At 71.9% G+C, this 15,476-nt stretch carries 15 protein-coding genes; 7 read left to right on the plus strand and 8 right to left on the minus strand.

Annotated features, from left to right (window positions below; all coding sequences use genetic code 11):
- Positions 1-62: 62 nt before the first annotated feature.
- A complete protein-coding gene (gene argH, locus ACZ66S_RS24465; protein ID WP_469903646.1) occupies positions 63-1,487 on the minus strand; it encodes an argininosuccinate lyase in 1,425 nt (474 codons plus the stop codon).
- A gap of 221 nt (positions 1,488-1,708) precedes the next feature.
- Between argH and ACZ66S_RS24470 the strand changes: the two genes are divergently transcribed.
- On the plus strand, positions 1,709-2,584 hold the full coding sequence (locus ACZ66S_RS24470; RefSeq protein ID WP_469903647.1) for a hypothetical protein: 876 nt from the start codon (positions 1,709-1,711) through the stop codon (positions 2,582-2,584).
- 120 nt (positions 2,585-2,704) lie between these two features.
- Entirely contained in the window at positions 2,705-3,292 is a 588-nt protein-coding gene (locus ACZ66S_RS24475; RefSeq protein WP_469903648.1) for a pyridoxamine 5'-phosphate oxidase family protein, read from the plus strand.
- A gap of 40 nt (positions 3,293-3,332) precedes the next feature.
- Here the strand turns inward: ACZ66S_RS24475 and ACZ66S_RS24480 are convergent, their stop codons facing one another.
- Positions 3,333-4,784 (minus strand): sensor histidine kinase, encoded by a 1,452-nt coding sequence (locus ACZ66S_RS24480; protein WP_469903649.1) that lies wholly within the window; start codon positions 4,782-4,784, stop codon positions 3,333-3,335.
- Positions 4,781-5,521 (minus strand): response regulator transcription factor, encoded by a 741-nt coding sequence (locus tag ACZ66S_RS24485; RefSeq protein ID WP_469903650.1) that lies wholly within the window; start codon positions 5,519-5,521, stop codon positions 4,781-4,783. Before ACZ66S_RS24485 ends, ACZ66S_RS24480 begins: the two co-directional genes overlap by 4 nt.
- A 150-nt stretch (positions 5,522-5,671) precedes the next feature.
- Here ACZ66S_RS24485 and ACZ66S_RS24490 point away from each other — a divergent pair, with 150 nt between their 5' ends.
- From ACZ66S_RS24490 to ACZ66S_RS24510, 5 genes are all read left to right on the plus strand, one after another.
- Positions 5,672-7,021, plus strand: a complete 1,350-nt coding sequence (locus ACZ66S_RS24490; protein WP_469903651.1) for a ferredoxin reductase family protein — start codon at positions 5,672-5,674, stop codon at positions 7,019-7,021.
- Between the two features lie 19 nt (positions 7,022-7,040).
- Positions 7,041-7,469, plus strand: a complete 429-nt coding sequence (locus ACZ66S_RS24495) for an FMN-binding protein (RefSeq protein ID WP_469903652.1) — start codon at positions 7,041-7,043, stop codon at positions 7,467-7,469.
- A 77-nt stretch (positions 7,470-7,546) separates the two neighbouring features.
- Positions 7,547-8,929, plus strand: a complete 1,383-nt coding sequence (locus ACZ66S_RS24500; RefSeq protein ID WP_469903653.1) for a ferredoxin reductase family protein — start codon at positions 7,547-7,549, stop codon at positions 8,927-8,929.
- Between the two features lie 28 nt (positions 8,930-8,957).
- Positions 8,958-9,746, plus strand: a complete 789-nt coding sequence (locus tag ACZ66S_RS24505) for an FMN-binding protein (protein WP_469903654.1) — start codon at positions 8,958-8,960, stop codon at positions 9,744-9,746.
- Positions 9,739-10,539 carry an FAD:protein FMN transferase gene (locus ACZ66S_RS24510; protein ID WP_469903655.1) on the plus strand — a complete coding sequence of 267 codons (801 nt, stop codon included), beginning with the start codon at positions 9,739-9,741 and terminating at the stop codon, positions 10,537-10,539. Before ACZ66S_RS24505 ends, ACZ66S_RS24510 begins: the two co-directional genes overlap by 8 nt.
- A 64-nt stretch (positions 10,540-10,603) precedes the next feature.
- On the opposite strand, the gene ACZ66S_RS24515 is transcribed toward ACZ66S_RS24510, so the two are convergent.
- From ACZ66S_RS24515 to argC, 5 genes are read right to left on the minus strand one after another with little or no spacing between them, the layout of a single operon-like run.
- Positions 10,604-11,149 (minus strand): arginine repressor, encoded by a 546-nt coding sequence (locus ACZ66S_RS24515; RefSeq protein WP_053848933.1) that lies wholly within the window; start codon positions 11,147-11,149, stop codon positions 10,604-10,606.
- Positions 11,150-11,168: 19 nt separating this feature from the next.
- A complete protein-coding gene (locus ACZ66S_RS24520; protein ID WP_469903656.1) occupies positions 11,169-12,356 on the minus strand; it encodes an acetylornithine transaminase in 1,188 nt (395 codons plus the stop codon).
- Positions 12,353-13,264 carry an acetylglutamate kinase gene (gene argB / locus ACZ66S_RS24525; RefSeq protein WP_469903657.1) on the minus strand — a complete coding sequence of 304 codons (912 nt, stop codon included), beginning with the start codon at positions 13,262-13,264 and terminating at the stop codon, positions 12,353-12,355. The genes ACZ66S_RS24520 and argB overlap by 4 nt, the downstream gene beginning before the upstream one ends.
- Complete coding sequence (gene argJ, locus ACZ66S_RS24530; protein WP_469903658.1) at positions 13,261-14,412, minus strand: bifunctional glutamate N-acetyltransferase/amino-acid acetyltransferase ArgJ; 1,152 nt, start codon at positions 14,410-14,412, stop codon at positions 13,261-13,263. Before argJ ends, argB begins: the two co-directional genes overlap by 4 nt.
- Entirely contained in the window at positions 14,409-15,437 is a 1,029-nt protein-coding gene (argC, locus tag ACZ66S_RS24535) for an N-acetyl-gamma-glutamyl-phosphate reductase (RefSeq protein ID WP_469903659.1), read from the minus strand. Before argC ends, argJ begins: the two co-directional genes overlap by 4 nt.
- Between the last annotated feature and the right edge of the window lie 39 nt (positions 15,438-15,476).

A 15,476-nucleotide genomic window follows, 5' to 3' on the forward strand; every position in this document is an offset into this window, starting at 1 on the left:
GGCGCCCTCGTGGCCGGTCGCGTCCGCGCGGCGGAGCCGCAGACCGATACCGCCCCGCGCCCCTAGCGGCGCTCGGCCCACTGGTGTTGCGCAGCCACGTTCGCCTTCACCTCGGCCAGTTGGATCGCCACCGCGCTCGGGGCCGTGCCGCCCCTGCCGTCGCGGGAGGCCAGGGCGCCCGGGACGTTGAGCACCGAGCGGACCTCCGGGGTCAGGTGGGCGCTGATCTTGGCGAACTGGTCGTCCGTCAGGTCGTTCAGCTCCTTGCCCTCGGCCTCGGCCGCCTTGACGCACTCGCCGGCGACCTCGTGGGCCACCCGGAACGGGACGCCCTGCTTGACCAGCCACTCGGCGATGTCGGTGGCGAGGGAGAAGCCCGCCGGGGCCAGTTCCTCCATGCGCTCGCGGTTGACCGTGAGGGTGGCCATCATGCCGGTGAAGGCGGGGAGCAGGACCTCCAGTTGGTCGCAGGAGTCGAAGACGGGCTCCTTGTCCTCCTGGAGGTCGCGGTTGTAGGCGAGGGGCAGGGCCTTGAGCGTGGCCATCAGGCCCGTCAGGTTGCCGATCATGCGGCCGGACTTGCCGCGCGCCAGCTCCGCGATGTCCGGGTTCTTCTTCTGCGGCATGATCGACGAGCCCGTGGAGAAGGCGTCGTGCAGGGTCACGAAGGAGAACTCCTTCGTGTTCCAGATGATGATCTCCTCGGCGATCCGGGAGAGGTTGACGCCGATCATCGCGGTGATGAAGGCGAACTCGGCGACGAAGTCACGGGAGGCCGTGCCGTCGATGGAGTTGCCGACGCTGCCGTGCTCGAAGCCGAGGTCCTTCGCGACCGCCTCCGGGTCCAGGCCCAGGGAGGAACCGGCCAGGGCGCCCGAGCCGTACGGCGAGACGGCGGTGCGCTCGTCCCACTGGCGCAGCCGCTCCGCGTCCCGGGACAGGGACTGGACGTGGGCCAGGACGTGGTGGGCGAACAGCACCGGCTGGGCGTGCTGGAGGTGGGTGCGGCCGGGCATCGCCACGTCCGGGTGGGCCTCCGCCAGGCCGACCAGCGCGTCCTGCAGCTCGGCGATCAGACCGCCGATGATCCGGGCGTGGTCTCGCAGGTACATGCGGAAGAGGGTGGCGATCTGGTCGTTGCGGGAGCGGCCGGCGCGCAGCTTGCCGCCGAGGTCGGGGCCGACGCGCTCCAGCAGACCCCGCTCCAGGGCGGTGTGGCAGTCCTCGTCGGCGACGGTGCCCACGAAGGAGCCGTCGGCCACGTCGGCCTCGAGCCGGTCGAGCCCGGCGAGCATGCTCCGGAGCTCGTCCTCGCTCAGCAGGCCCGCCTTGTGCAGCACGCGCGCGTGGGCACGCGAACCGGCGATGTCGTACGGCGCGAGCCGCCAGTCGAAGTGGACGGACGCGGACAGCTTCGCCAGCGCCTCGGCGGGACCGTCGGCGAAACGACCGCCCCAGAGCCGGACGTCACCGCTGTTGCTGCTCACTTGCGTTGCTCCTCACCGCTGCACTCCATCGTCATGCATGATTATGCAGACCCCTGCATGATTCGTCAATCCGGGCTCGGAGTGCCCTCCCCAGGATCCGGGAGCGGCGGGGAATTCGCGGTCCCTTTGAACACCAGAAACCGCTTGCTCGTATTCCACGCCGAACGCAGGCGCCGCGTTTGTCAACGAAGACCACTCCCGACCCCGAGTGAGGCATCCGCATGTCCAGGGCTCTTCCGAAGTACAACAAGCGCCGCGTGGCGATCATCGGCGGCGCCGCCGCCGTGGCACTGACCGGCGCGATCGTCGCCGGTACCGCCCTCGCCGGGGAGACCTCCAAGAACAGCACCGCCACCGCCCGCACGCTGGCCGACCCGGGCAGCATCACGTGCCCGGACGTGGCCTCGCAGCTCCCCGCGATCCCGGCCACCGCGCAGGCCGAGGTGGACCGCAACCTCGCGCTGCTCGACACGCAGCTCGCCGAGGCCAACAAGCGGCTCGTCGACACGGTCGGCCAGGGCGGTCCCAACTTCGTGCAGAACGCCATCCTGGGCCCGCTGGAGGACAAGCGGATCGCCACCGTCAACCGCATCGCCACCGCCATCGGCCGCACGGCCGACAAGCCGCAGGGCCTGGACGCGCTGGCCCCCTGCACGCTCAACGCGGGCGGCGCCGCCGGCACCGGCGAGGAGGCGGGCGCGGGCGAGGAGGCCGGGGCCGGCGAGGAGAACGGGGCCACTCCGAGCGAGGCGGCCGGCGCCGAGGACCCGGGGAACGCGGGAGACGCGGGCGAGGCCGCCGGGGCGGGCGCCATCACCTGCCCGGACGTGGCCTCGCAGCTCCCGGCCATCCCGGCCACCGCACAGGCCGAGGTGGACCGCAACCTCGCGCTGCTCCAGACCCAGATCGCCGAGGCCGACAAGCGGCTCGTCGACACGGTCGGCCAGGGCGGACCGAACTTCGTCCAGAACGCGATCCTCGGCCCGCTGGCCGACAAGCGGAAGTCGACCATCGACCGCATCGCCATCTCGATCGGCCGAACCGCGGAGAAGCCGCAGGGCCTCGACTCCCTGGCCGCCTGCACGCTCACCCAGTGACGTGACAGGCGCTGTGGCCGCCCCGTGTGAGCGCCGGCCGGGGCGGCCACGGGCGTTCCCCCGCGAGGGACGTCCGAAATCCTTAGACAGGCGAAAGAATTACCCCCATAATGCCTGTACATGGGAAAGACGTATGAGCGCATAGACGGCCGGCTCCGCTCCTTCATCGAGGCGCAGCCCCTCTTCTTCACCGCGACCGCTCCCCTCTCCGGCGACGGCACGGTCAACCTCTCCCCCAAGGGGCTGCGTGGCTCCTTCGTGATCCTCGACGAACTCACCGTGGCCTACCTCGACTTCGCCGGCTCCAACGCCGAGACGGTCGCGCACCTGCGGGAGAACGGCCGGATCACCCTCATGTGGTGCGCGTTCCAGGGACCGCCGAACATCGTGCGGGTGCACGGACGCGGCGAGCCGGTCTTCCGGGACGACCCGCGCTTCGGCGAACTGCTCGCCCACTTCCCCGACATCGACCCGACCGCGCACGGACTGCGGGCGATCATCGTCGTGCGGGCCGAACTGGTCCGGGACTCCTGCGGTTACGCGGTGCCGTACATGGCGTACGAGAGCGACCGCGAGCTGCACGCGAGGCGGTTCTCGCGCGACGACGACGTGTCGCTCAGTGAGTACTTCACGAAGAAGGAGCACATCGCCACGAGCCTGGACGGCCTGCCCGGGCTGCCCCTGCCGTTGCCGCCGTCCCCGGTGTGAGCGGGGCCGGCGCGCTCCCCTGGATCGGCCCCCCGCTCCCCTAGGTCGGTCCCGCTGCCCCCAGTCGGACCGTGAAGGTCGTCGAGCCCGGTCCGCTCTCCACCGCCACGCTTCCCCCGTGCGCCTCCACCACCGCCGCGACGATCGACAGGCCGAGGCCGGCGCCGCCGGTCTCCGCCTTGGTGCTGCGGTCGGCACGGGTGAAGCGTTCGAAGACGCCGGGCTGGATCTCCTCGGGGATGCCGGGGCCGTCGTCGTGGACCCGCACGAGGGCCGAGCCGCCGTCGGTCTCCAGGGTCACCGTCACCCTGGTGCCGGGCGGGGTGTGCAGGCGGGCGTTGGACAGGAGGTTGGCCAGCACCTGGTGGAGACGGTGTTCGTCGCCCCGCACCATGACCGGCTCCTCCGGGAGGTCCAGCTCCCAGTGGTGCCCGGAGCCCGTGGCCCGCGCGTCCGTCAGCGCGTCGAGGACCAGGCGGGTGAGGTCGACGGGGGCGGCCTCCAGCGGGCGGCCCGCGTCGAGGCGGGCCAGCAGCAGCAGGTCGTCGACCATGGCGCCCATGCGGGTCGACTCGGCGGCGATGCGCTCCAGGGCACGGGTGACCTCGGGCGGGACCGGGCCGGGGTGCAGCAGGGCGAGTTCGGCGTGGCCGCGGACGGTGGCGACCGGGGTGCGCAGTTCATGGCTCGCGTCGGCGGCGAAGCTGCGCAGCCGCTCCTCGCTCGCGTGGCGCTTGGTGAGGGCGTCCTCGACATGGCCGAGCATGCGGTTGAAGGCGCCCGAGAGCCGACCCACCTCACTGCGCGGGTCGGCTTCCGGGGCGCGTGGCGGCAGGGCCACCTCCCCGCTGGCGAGCGGGAGTTCGCCGACCCGGGCGGCGGTCGCGGCGACCCGGCTGAGCGGGCGCAGGGACCAGCGCACCCACAGGGCGCCCGCGACACCGGCGGCGGTGAGGGCGGCGCCGAAGACGATCCCGGCGACCAGTTCCAGGCGGTGGACGGTGGCCTCGACGGGCTCCAGGGGCAGTCCGGTGATCAGGACGTCTCCGTCCAGGCCCTGCGTGGCGATCACCCGGTAGTCGGACAGGGCGGAGAGGTCGACGCCATGGCCGCGGCCGTCGGGCGGGACCGCCGCGAGCCTGTGCCGGTCACCGGGGCTCAGGTCGACGTTCAGGGTGCCGCTGGTGCGGACGACGGCCGCGTTGGTGACCGTGCCGTCCACCAGTCGGGCGCCGAACGTGCCGGTGGCCTGGCGCCGGGTGTCGGCGCGCTCGTCGCCATCGTGATCGTTCTTCTGCGGTTGGCCTTGGTGCTCCAGGCTGACCGCGAAACGGTTCCCCGCCTCGGTGAGCTGCTCGTCGAGGCGGCTGGTGAGGAAGCCCTTCAGCCCGAGGACCGCGGCGACGCCGACCGCGGCGCAGCTCACCGCCAGCAGCACCACCAGGCCGAGGGTGAGCCTGGCCCGCAGGGTGTGCGGCCTGAGGTCCCTCACGCCGGCACCGGCTTGATCACGTACCCCGCGCCGCGCACGGTGTGGATCATGGGCTCGCGGCCCGCGTCGACCTTCTTGCGCAGGTAGGAGATGTACAGCTCGACGACGTGGGCGCGGCCGCCGAAGTCGTAGGACCACACCCGGTCGAGGATCTGCGCCTTGCTCAGCACGCGGCGCGGGTTGCGCATGAGGAACCGCAGCAGCTCGAACTCGGTCGGTGACAGTTCGACCAGCTCGCCGCCGCGGGTGACCTCGCGGGCCTCCTCGTCCATGACCAGGTCGCCCACGGTCAGCCGCGGCCCCTCGTCGAGCTGCCGGGCCATGCCCGCGCGGCGGAGCAGTCCGCGCAGCCGGGCGACGACCTCCTCCAGGCTGAACGGCTTCGTCACGTAGTCGTCGCCGCCCGCCGTGATGCCCTTGATGCGGTCCTCGACGGCGTCCCGGGCGGTCAGGAAGAGCACGCAGACGTCCGACTTCACGGTGTGCAGGGCGCGCAGGACGGCGAAGCCGTCGGTGTCCGGGAGCATCACGTCCAGGACCACGGCGTCGGGCAGCAGCTCCCGGGCGGCCGTCACGGCCGAGGCGCCGTCGCCGGCCGTGCGGACCTGCCAGCCCTCGTAGCGCAGGGCGCCGGAGAGGACCTCGGCGAGATCCGGGTCGTCGTCGACGACGAGGACGCGCAGCGGGGTGCCGTCGGGGCGGGTGAGGGCGGGGCGGCCGGAGCGTGCGGTGTTCATGTCCTCTCCAGCATCACCCCTGGCCGGAGCGGCGGGGGCCCCGGGCGGCTCTGAGTTTCCTCTGAGTGCGCTCTGCGGGGGCCGTTTTCAGAGCGGGCTGAGAGCTTCGGCCCGCACAGTTGCGTCCCGGACGGCAGAGAGGACGTACTCATGACCACCCTGTACGAGCGGCAGGCACCGCCCGTGCCGCTCGCGGCCCGGCGCTCCCCGGCCGGCCCGCTGCTCACCCTGCTGTGGGCCGGGGCGGCGGCCGTGCTCGCGCTGTGGTGGGCGGACACCGGTGCGGTGGTCGGTACGGCCGGATGGCTGACCGGGGCCGGGCGGATCGCCGGGCTGCTGTGCGGGTACTCCTGCGCGGTGCTGGTGGGCCTGATGGCGCGGGTCCCGCTGCTGGAGGAGCGGATCGGCTCGGACCGGGTGGCGCGCTGGCACGCGACGGCCGGCCGGTACACCGTCTGCCTGCTGCTCGCGCACATCGGGCTGATCGTCGCCGGGTACGCCGCCCAGGACGGCGCCTCGCTGTGGCACGAGGCCGTGACCGTGGTCCTGGACTACCCGGAGATGCTCAAGGCGACCGCCGGCACGGTGCTCCTCCTCGCGGTGGGCGTCACCTCCGCGCGCGCGGTGCGCCGCCGCACCGGCCACGAGTTCTGGTACCACGTCCATCTCCTCACCTACGCGGCCGTGTTCCTCGCCTTCGGCCACCAACTCGCCCTGGGCGACGACCTGAGCGGGAACGCCGTGGCCACGGCCGCGTGGTACGTGCTCTACCTGGGCGTGGCCGCCCTGGTCCTGTGGTTCCGGATCCTCGGCCCGGTGCGGCTGAACCTGCGGCACCGGCTGCGGGTGGAGTCGGTGCACCAGGAGGCGCCGGGGGTGTGGTCCGTCGTCGTGCACGGGCGGGAGCTGGATCAACTGGGCGCGCGGGCGGGGCAGTTCTTCCGCTGGCGGTTCCTCGCGGACGGTCTGCGGTGGACGTCGACGCCGTACTCCCTGTCGGCGCCGCCGCGCCCCGACCGCATGCGGATCACGGTGAAGGCACTCGGCGACCACAGCACGGCGGTGGCGTTGCTGCGGCCCGGCACCCGGGTGTGGGCGGAGGGGCCGTACGGCTCGCTGACCGGGGACCGGCAGACCTCCTCCAGGGCGCTGCTGATCGCGGGCGGGGTCGGCATCACCCCGCTGCGGGCCCTGTTCGAGACGCTGCCGGGCGAGGTCACCCTCCTCTACCGGGCGCGCACGGTCGAGGACCTCGCGCTGGGCGGGGAGTTGGAGGCCCTCGCGCGGTGGCGCGGGGCGACGGTGCACTACCTGCTCAACGGCCCGCGGGGAGAACGACCGCGGATCACCGCCGACTCGCTGCGGGCGGCCTTCCCCGACCTGCCCGGCCACGACGTCTGGCTCTGCGGCCCGCACGGCTTCGCCCGGGACGTGTACGAGGAACTGCGCGCCGCCGGAGTCCCGGACCGCCGGATCCACCACGAGTCGTTCGAACTCTGAGAGCTGTGAGGCCGTAGGTATGCACGCCCTGAAGAAGAACCGCCCCCTGCGCCGGATCGTACTGGCGAGCGCCGCCACCGTGTCCGGCATGGTGATGCTGCTGTCGCTGAAGCCGCACAGCACGCCGGCGGTCGCGGTGACCGCCCGGTCGTCCGCCCCCGCCGTCGCGGGAACCCGGACCGTCACCGGCGACTCGGTGCAGACCCGCTGGGGCCCGGTCCAGGTCCGCGTCACGATCGAGGACGGCAGGCTCACCGAGGTCACGGCGATCAGCTATCCCACGGACAACCCGCGGGACCAGGAGATCAACGCCTACGCCCTGCCCAAGCTGCGGACCGAGGCGTTGCAGGCCCAGAGCGCGGACATCGACACGGTCTCGGGAGCCACGTACACGAGCGAGGGTTACCGCCAGTCACTCCAGTCCGCGCTGGACTCCGCGGACGGCTGAACACACCGGCGTCACGGCACGTATCCAAGGGCCAAGGGACCACGCCCACCCCCCTTGCCCCCGTCCCCGGAGGAAACGTGACCAGCACGCTCGCCGGCGGCCGCGCCGCCCGCCGTCAGACGATGCGCCGCATCCGCCCGCGCCGTTCCCCGGCGACCGTCCTGCTGATCGCCGTATGGGCGGGCGCGGCCGGGGTGTTGTGGCTGTGGTGGCACAACACCCCGGCCGTGGCGGACGACAACAGCAGGATCCTCAACGCGGGCCGGATCACCGGTCTGCTGGCCGGCTACCTGATGGCGCTCGTGGTGCTCCAGATGGCCCGGGTGCCCGCGCTGGAGCGCCGGGTGGGCTCGGACCGGGTCGCCCGCTGGCACGCGATGACGGGCCGCTACACGCTCTGCCTGGTCGTCGCCCACGTCTTCCTGATCATGTGGGGCTACGCCCTGCAGGCCGGCAAGGGGCTCGGCGACATCGTCCAGCAGACGACGGACTCCATCAACCAGCTCCCGGACATGGGCAAGGCGGCCATCGGCACCGGTCTGCTGTTCCTCATCGGGCTGATCTCGATCGGCGGGGTGCGCAAGAGGATCCCGTACGACACCTGGTACCACGTGCACCTGCTCACCTACGCGGCGGTCTTCCTGACGTTCTGGCACCAGCTCACCACCGGCAACGACTTCGCGGTCGAGCCGGTCGCCAAGACCGTCTGGTACGCCCTGTACGGCTCGGTCACCGCGCTGGTGCTCTGGTACCGGATCCTCACGCCGATCCGGCTGAACCTGCGCCACCGCATGTACGTCGAGGCGGTCGTCGAGGAGACGCCGGGCGTGGTGTCGGTGCTGATCGGCGGGCGCAAGCTGCACCGGATGGGCGCGGAGGCGGGCCAGTTCTTCCGCTGGCGGTTCCTCGCGCCGGGGATGCGGTTCTCCTCCCACCCGTACTCGCTGTCGGCGGCGCCCCGGCCGGGGATGCTGCGGATCACGGTGAAGGCGATCGGCGACCACAGCGAGCGGCTGCGCGAGCTGGTGCCCGGCACCAAGGTGTGGGCCGAGGGGCCGTACGGCGCCCTGACGGCCCAGCGCCGCAGCCGCGGCAAGGTGCTGCTGGTGGCCGGCGGAGTCGGCATCACGCCGATGCGCGCCCTGTTCGAGACGCTGCCGGGTGCGGCCGGTGACATCACCCTCCTGTACCGGGCCAACACCACCCAGGACCTGGCCCTGTGGGACGAGCTCGCCACCATCGCGGACGAGCGCGGCGCCCGGCTGATGTACGCGGTGAACAGTCCGGACGGGGAGCGCCCGGACATCTCCGCGGAGTCCCTCCAGCGCAAGCTGCCCGACATCGACAAGCACGACGTGTTCATGTGCGGGCCGAACGGTTTCGCGCAGTCCGTGTACGAAGCACTGCGCGGCGCGGGTGTGCCCGCCCGCCGCATCCATCACGAGTCGTTCGAGATGTGACGACGGGAATTCAGGAGCTGTTGAAGCGATGAGGAAGTCTCACCCCGTCCGTCGAGTCGTGCTCGCGACCGCCGCCACCGTCTCCGGTGTCGTGCTGATGCTGTCGCTGAAGCCGTCCTCGGACCCGGCGTCCGCCCAGGCGGGCGGAACGATCCCGCAGCAGACGGCGGCGGCACAGGAGTCGGCCCAGGGCGGCACCGGGGCGACCGCCGGCGGCGCGGTCACCGGGGACGTGGTCCAGACCCAGTACGGCCCGGTCCAGGTCCGGATCACCGTCAGCGGCAACAAGATCACCAAGTCCGAGGCGGTCCAGGCGCCCAAGGGCGGCGAGAGCGACCAGAAGACCGCCCTGTCCGTGCCGAAGCTCAACCAGGACGTGGTCACCAAGCAGAGCCCGCAGATCGACACGGTCTCCGGGGCCACCTACACCAGCGAGGGCTACAGGAAGTCGCTCCAGTCGGCGATCGACAAGGCGAACGCGGCCGCCTCCCAGGCGCAGCCCTCGGCCCAGCCGTCCCAGTCGGCGGGCGGCGCGGGCACCGCCGCGAAGACCGTCACCGGTGCCGTCTCCCAGACGCAGTACGGCCCGGTGCAGGTCCGGATCACGGTCAGCGGCGGAAAGATCACCAAGGCGGAGGCCGTACAGGCGCCGAAGGGCGGGACCAGCGACCAGAAGACGGCGCTGTCCGTGCCGAAGCTCAACCAGGCGGCCGTGGCGGCCGGCAGCGCGGACATCGACTCCGTCTCCGGTGCCACCTACACCAGCGAGGGCTACAAGAAGTCGCTCCAGTCCGCGCTGGACCAGGCCGGTGGCTGACACGGTGGCCGAGTCGGCACAAGCTCCCGCCGCGGTACGTCACGCGGAGGAGGTCATGGGGACGGTCTTCTCCTTCGACGTCCGCGGCGGGGAACCGGCTGCCGTGCGGGAGGCACTGCGGGAGGCGGTGGCGGGCCTGCACCGCGTGAACGAGGTGTTCAGCACCTACCGCGACGACAGCCAGGTCTCCCGGCTGGCACGCGGGGAGCTGACGCTCGACGAGTGCGATCCCGAGGTCGCCGAGGTCCTCGAACTCGGCGCCGAGGCCGAGCGGTTGAGCGACGGCTGGTTCAGCACGCGCTACGAGGGCCGCCTGGACCCCACCGGCATCGTCAAGGGCTGGGCGGTGGAAGCCGCGGCCCGTCGGGTCGCCGCGTCGGGGGCGACGGGCGTCAGCGTCAACGGCGGCGGGGACGTGCAGCTCCTCGGCGTACCGGGCCCCGAACGCCCGTGGCGGGTGGGCGTCTCGGACCCCCTGCGCCCGGGCGGTCTGGCGGCGGTGGTCTCGGCGGCGGGCGCGACCGAACTGGCGGTGGCCACGTCCGGCACGGCCGAACGCGGCGCCCACATCGTCGACCCCCGCACCGGCCGCTCCGCGGTCACGGACCTGCTCTCGGTGACGGTGGTGGCCCCGATCATCACCTGGGCCGACTGCTGGGCGACGGCGGCCTTCGCGATGGGCTCCCGGGAGGGCCTGGCCTGGATGGAGAGCCTGCCGGACACGGAGGCCCTGCTGATCACGGCGGGCGACGAGGTGCTGATCACGGGGGGCCTCGCAGCCAGGCTCGGGTGAGCGCTTTCAGGGGCGCGGGGAACTGCGCGACCAGCCCCGCTCACCCGCACCCGACCGACAACCCTCAGTGCCCGTTCTGAGCCAACCGCAACAAGTGCTCGGCGAGCGCCTGACCCCCGGTCGGGTTCCGGCTGATCAACATCAGCGTGTCGTCACCGGCGATCGTCCCGAGAATGTCGTGCAGCTCAGCCTGATCAATCGCCGAGGCAAGGAACTGAGCCGCGCCCGGAGGCGTACGCAGGACCACGAGGTTCGCCGAAGCCTCCGCGGAGATCAGCAGCTCCTGGGAGAGCCGCCGCATCCGCTCCTCCTTCGCCGACTCCCCCAGCGGCGCGCGGGGAGTCCGGAAACCCCCCTCGCTCGGCACCGCGTAGATCAGGTCGCCGTCGGTGTTGCGGATCTTCACCGCGTTCAGCTCGTCGAGGTCCCGGGAGAGCGTCGCCTGCGTGACGCTCAGCCCGTCGTCGGACAGCAGCTTGGCCAACTGGCTCTGCGACCGCACCGGTTGCCGGTTGAGGATGTCCACGATCCGGCGGTGGCGCGCGGTACGCGTCTGCGGCACCGCGGGCCCCGCGCCCCCGTTGTGCTCGTGATCCTGCGCATGGCTCATCGTCGTCTCATTCTCCGGATCATCCGTCTCCCTCGGCGGCACCCAGGATGCCGGGGAGGGCCTGAAGAAGCGCGTCCACTTCGTCGTCGCCGAGGTTCAGCGGCGGCATCAGTCGTACGACATCGGGGGCGGGCGCGTTCACCAGGAGACCGGCGTCCTGAGCCGCCTGCTGCACCTGCGGCGCGAGCGGCTCGGTGAGCACGATACCCAGGAGGAGTCCCGCACCCCGGACGCGGGCGACCAGCGGGTGTCCCAGGGACTCGATTCCGTCCCGCAACCGCTCGCTCTGCCGCTTGACGTTCTCCAGCAACCCGTCGTTCTCGATGGTGTCGAGAACGGCGAGTCCCGCGGCGCACGCGACCGGGTTCCCGCCGAAGGTCGTCCCGTGCTGCCCCGGCTGGAGCAGTTCCGCGGCCCGTCCGAAGGCGACGGTGGCGCCGAGCGGCAGTCCGCCGCCGAGCTGCTTGGCGAGGGTGACCACGTCCGGCAGCACGCCCTCGTGGGCCTGGTACTCGAACCAGTGGCCGGTACGGCCGATGCCGGTCTGCACCTCGTCCAGGACGAGCAGCGCGCCCTTGGCCGCGGTGATCGCCCGGGCGGCCTTGAGGTAGCCGGCCGGGGGCACCACGACGCCGTTCTCGCCCTGGATCGGCTCGATGACGACGAGTGCGGTGTCCTCGGTGACCGCGGCGGCCAGGGCCTGGGCGTCGCCGTACGGCACATGCGTGACGTCGGCGGGCAGCGGCAGGAACGGGGTCTGCTTGGCGGGCTGGCCGGTGAGCGCGAGGGCGCCCATCGTGCGGCCGTGGAAGCCGCCCTCGGTGGCGACCATGTGGGTGCGCCCGGTCAGCCGCCCGATCTTGAAGGCGGCCTCGATCGACTCGGCGCCGGAGTTGCAGAAGAAGACCTTGCCGTCCCGGCCGAAGAGCCGGAGCAGCCGCTCGGCGAGGGCGACGGTGGGCTCCGCCATGAAGAAGTTGGAGATGTGGCCGAGGGAGGCGATCTGCCGGCTCACCGCTTCGACGATCGCCGGGTGGGCGTGGCCGAGCGCGTTGGTGGCGATCCCGCCGACGAAGTCGAGGTACTGCCGGCCCTCGCTGTCCCAGACCCTGAGGCCCTCGCCGCGGACGAGCGGGAGCCGCGGGGTGCCGTAGTTGTTCATGAGCGAGCCCTGCCAGCGCTGGGCGAGCTCCTGATTGTCGGTCATACGGCATCCCCCTCTTGCGCGTCCGGCACGACCATCGTGCCGATGCCCTCGTCGGTGAAGATCTCCAGCAGGATCGAGTGCTGGACCCGCCCGTCGATGACCCGGGCGGTGTTGACGCCGTTGCGCACGGCGTGCAGACAGCCCTCCATCTTCGGGACCATGCCGGAGCTCAACTCCGGCAGCAGCTTCTCCAGTTGGGAAGCCGTGAGGCGGCTGATCACCTCGTCGCTGTGCGGCCAGTCCTCGTAGAGACCCTCGACATCCGTGAGAACCATGAGAGTCTCCGCTCCAAGAGCAGCAGCGAGTGCCGCAGCCGCCGTGTCAGCATTGACGTTGTAGACATGTCCGTCGTCCTGGCTCCGGGCGATCGACGAGACGACCGGGATCCGGCCGTCGGCGAGCAGTGCCTCGATCGCGCCCGTGTCGATCGCGGTGATCTCGCCCACCCGCCCGATGTCGACCAACTCGCCGTCGATCTCGGGCTGGTGCTTGGTGGCGGTGATGGTGTGCGCGTCCTCGCCGGTCAGTCCGACGGCGAGCGGCCCGTGTTCGTTGAGCAGGTTCACCAGCTCGCGCTGCACCTGCCCGGCCAGCACCATCCGTACGACGTCCATGGCGTTCTCGGTGGTGACGCGCAGGCCGGCCTTGAACTCGCTGACGATGCCGTGCTTGTCGAGGGCGGCGCTGATCTGCGGGCCGCCGCCGTGCACGACGACCGGCTTGAGCCCGGCGTGGTGCAGGAAGACGACGTCCTGGGCGAAGGCGGCCTTGAGGTCCTCGTCGATCATGGCGTTGCCGCCGAACTTGATGACGACGGTCCTGCCGTTGTGGCGGACCAGCCAGGGCAGCGCCTCGATGAGGATCTGGGCCTTGGGCAGGGCGGTGTGCTTCCGCGTCTGGTTGCTCATGAGGAGTAGGCGCTGTTCTCGTGGACGTAGTCGGCGGTGAGGTCGTTGGTCCAGATGGTGGCGGTCTCGGACCCGGCGGCCAGGTCGGCGACGATGTGCACCTCGCGGTAGCGCATGTCGACCTTGTCGCGGTCCTCGCCGACGCCGCCGTTCTTGCAGACCCAGACGCCGTTGATGGCGACGTTGAGCTGGTCGGGCTCGAAGGCGGCCTTCGTGGTGCCGATCGCGGAGAGCACCCGGCCCCAGTTGGGGTCCTCGCCGTGGATGGCGCACTTGAGGAGGTTGTTGCGGGCGATGGAGCGGCCCACCTCGACGGCGTCGTCCTCGCTGGCCGCGTTCACGACCTCGACCTTGATGTCCTTGCTGGCGCCCTCGGCGTCCCGGATGAGCTGCTGGCCGAGGTCGTCGCAGACCTGCCGTACGGCTTCCGCGAACTCCTCGTGGGCCGGGGTGACTTCGGAGGCGCCCGAGGCGAGCAGCAGCACGGTGTCGTTGGTGGACATGCAGCCGTCGGAGTCGACGCGGTCGAAGGTGGTCCGGGTCGCGGCCCGCAGGGCCCTGTCCAGGCCGGCGCTGTCGAGGTCGGCGTCGGTGGTGAGGACGACCAGCATGGTGGCGAGGCCGGGGGCGAGCATGCCCGCGCCCTTGGCCATGCCGCCGACGGTCCAGCCGTCCTTCGTGACGACGGACGTCTTGTGGACGGTGTCGGTGGTCTTGATGGCGATGGCGGCCTTCTCGCCGCCGTGCTCGGAGAGTTGGGCCGCGGCGGCCTCGACTCCCGGGAGCAGTTGCTCCATCGGGAGCAGGACGCCGATGAGTCCGGTGGAGGCGACGGCGACCTCGCCCGCGCCGATCTCCAGGACCTCGGCGACCTTCTCGGCGGTGGCGTGCGTGTCCTGGAAGCCCTTGGGGCCGGTGCAGGCGTTGGCGCCACCGGAGTTGAGGACGACGGCGGTCAGCTCGCCGCTCTTGAGGACCTGCTCGGACCACAGCACGGGCGCGGCCTTCACACGGTTGGAGGTGAAAACGCCGGCGGCGGCGCGGCGGGGCCCGGAGTTGACCACGAGGGCCAGGTCCGGGTTGCCGTTCTCCTTGATTCCGGCGGCGATGCCCGCCGCCTGGAACCCCTTTGCTGCCGTGACGCTCACGGTGCGACTCCGATCGTGGAAAGACCGAGCTCCTCGGGGAGACCGAGGGCGATGTTCATGCTCTGGACGGCACCGCCCGCGGTGCCCTTGGCCAGGTTGTCGATGGCGCTGATCGCGATGATGCGGCCCACGGCCTCGTCGAGGGCGACCTGCACCTGAACGCCGTTCGAACCGTAGACGGACGCCGTGGCGGGCCACTGGCCCTCGGGCAGCAGGTGCACGAAGGGCTCGTCGGCGAAGGCCTTCTCGTAGGTGGCGCGGACGGACTCGGCGGTGACGCCGGGCTTCGCGGACGCGCTGCACGTGGCGAGGATGCCGCGGGGCATCGGCGCGAGGGTCGGCGTGAAGGAGACGCTCACCTTCGCACCGGCCACCGCGCTGAGGTTCTGGATCATCTCGGGCGTGTGCCGGTGGCCGCCGCCGACGCCGTACGGCGACATGGAGCCCATGACCTCGCTGCCCAGCAGGTTCGGCTTGGGCGCCTTGCCCGCGCCGGAGGTGCCGGAGGCGGCGACGATCACGGCCTCGTGCTCGGCGAGACCGGCGGCGTAGGCCGGGAAGAGGGCGAGCGTGACGGCGGTGGGGTAGCAGCCGGGGACCGCGATACGCCTGGACCCCTCCAGCGCGGTGCGGGCACCCGGCAGTTCGGGCAGGCCGTAGGGCCAGGTGCCGGCGTGCGCGGAGCCGTAGAACCGCTCCCACTCGGCCGCGTCCTTCAGCCGGAAGTCGGCGCCCATGTCGACGACGAGGACGTCCGGGCCGAGTTGCTCGGCGACGGCGGCGGACTGGCCGTGGGGCAGGGCGAGGAAGACGACGTCGTGTCCTGCGAGGACGTCGGCCGTGGTCTCCTGGAGCACCCGGTCGGCCAGCGGCAGCAGGTGGGGCTGGAGCGCGCCCAGTCGCTGCCCGGCGTTGGAGTTGCCGGTCAGCGCGCCGACCTCGACCTCGGGGTGCGCGAGGAGCAGTCGCAGGACCTCACCGCCCGCGTATCCGCTCGCTCCGGCCACCGCCGCCCGTACCGCCATGTCATCCTCCTCCTGGATGGCATGACTATACGTTTCGCT

The sequence above is a fragment of the Streptomyces sp. NPDC107471 genome (assembly GCF_055582845.1).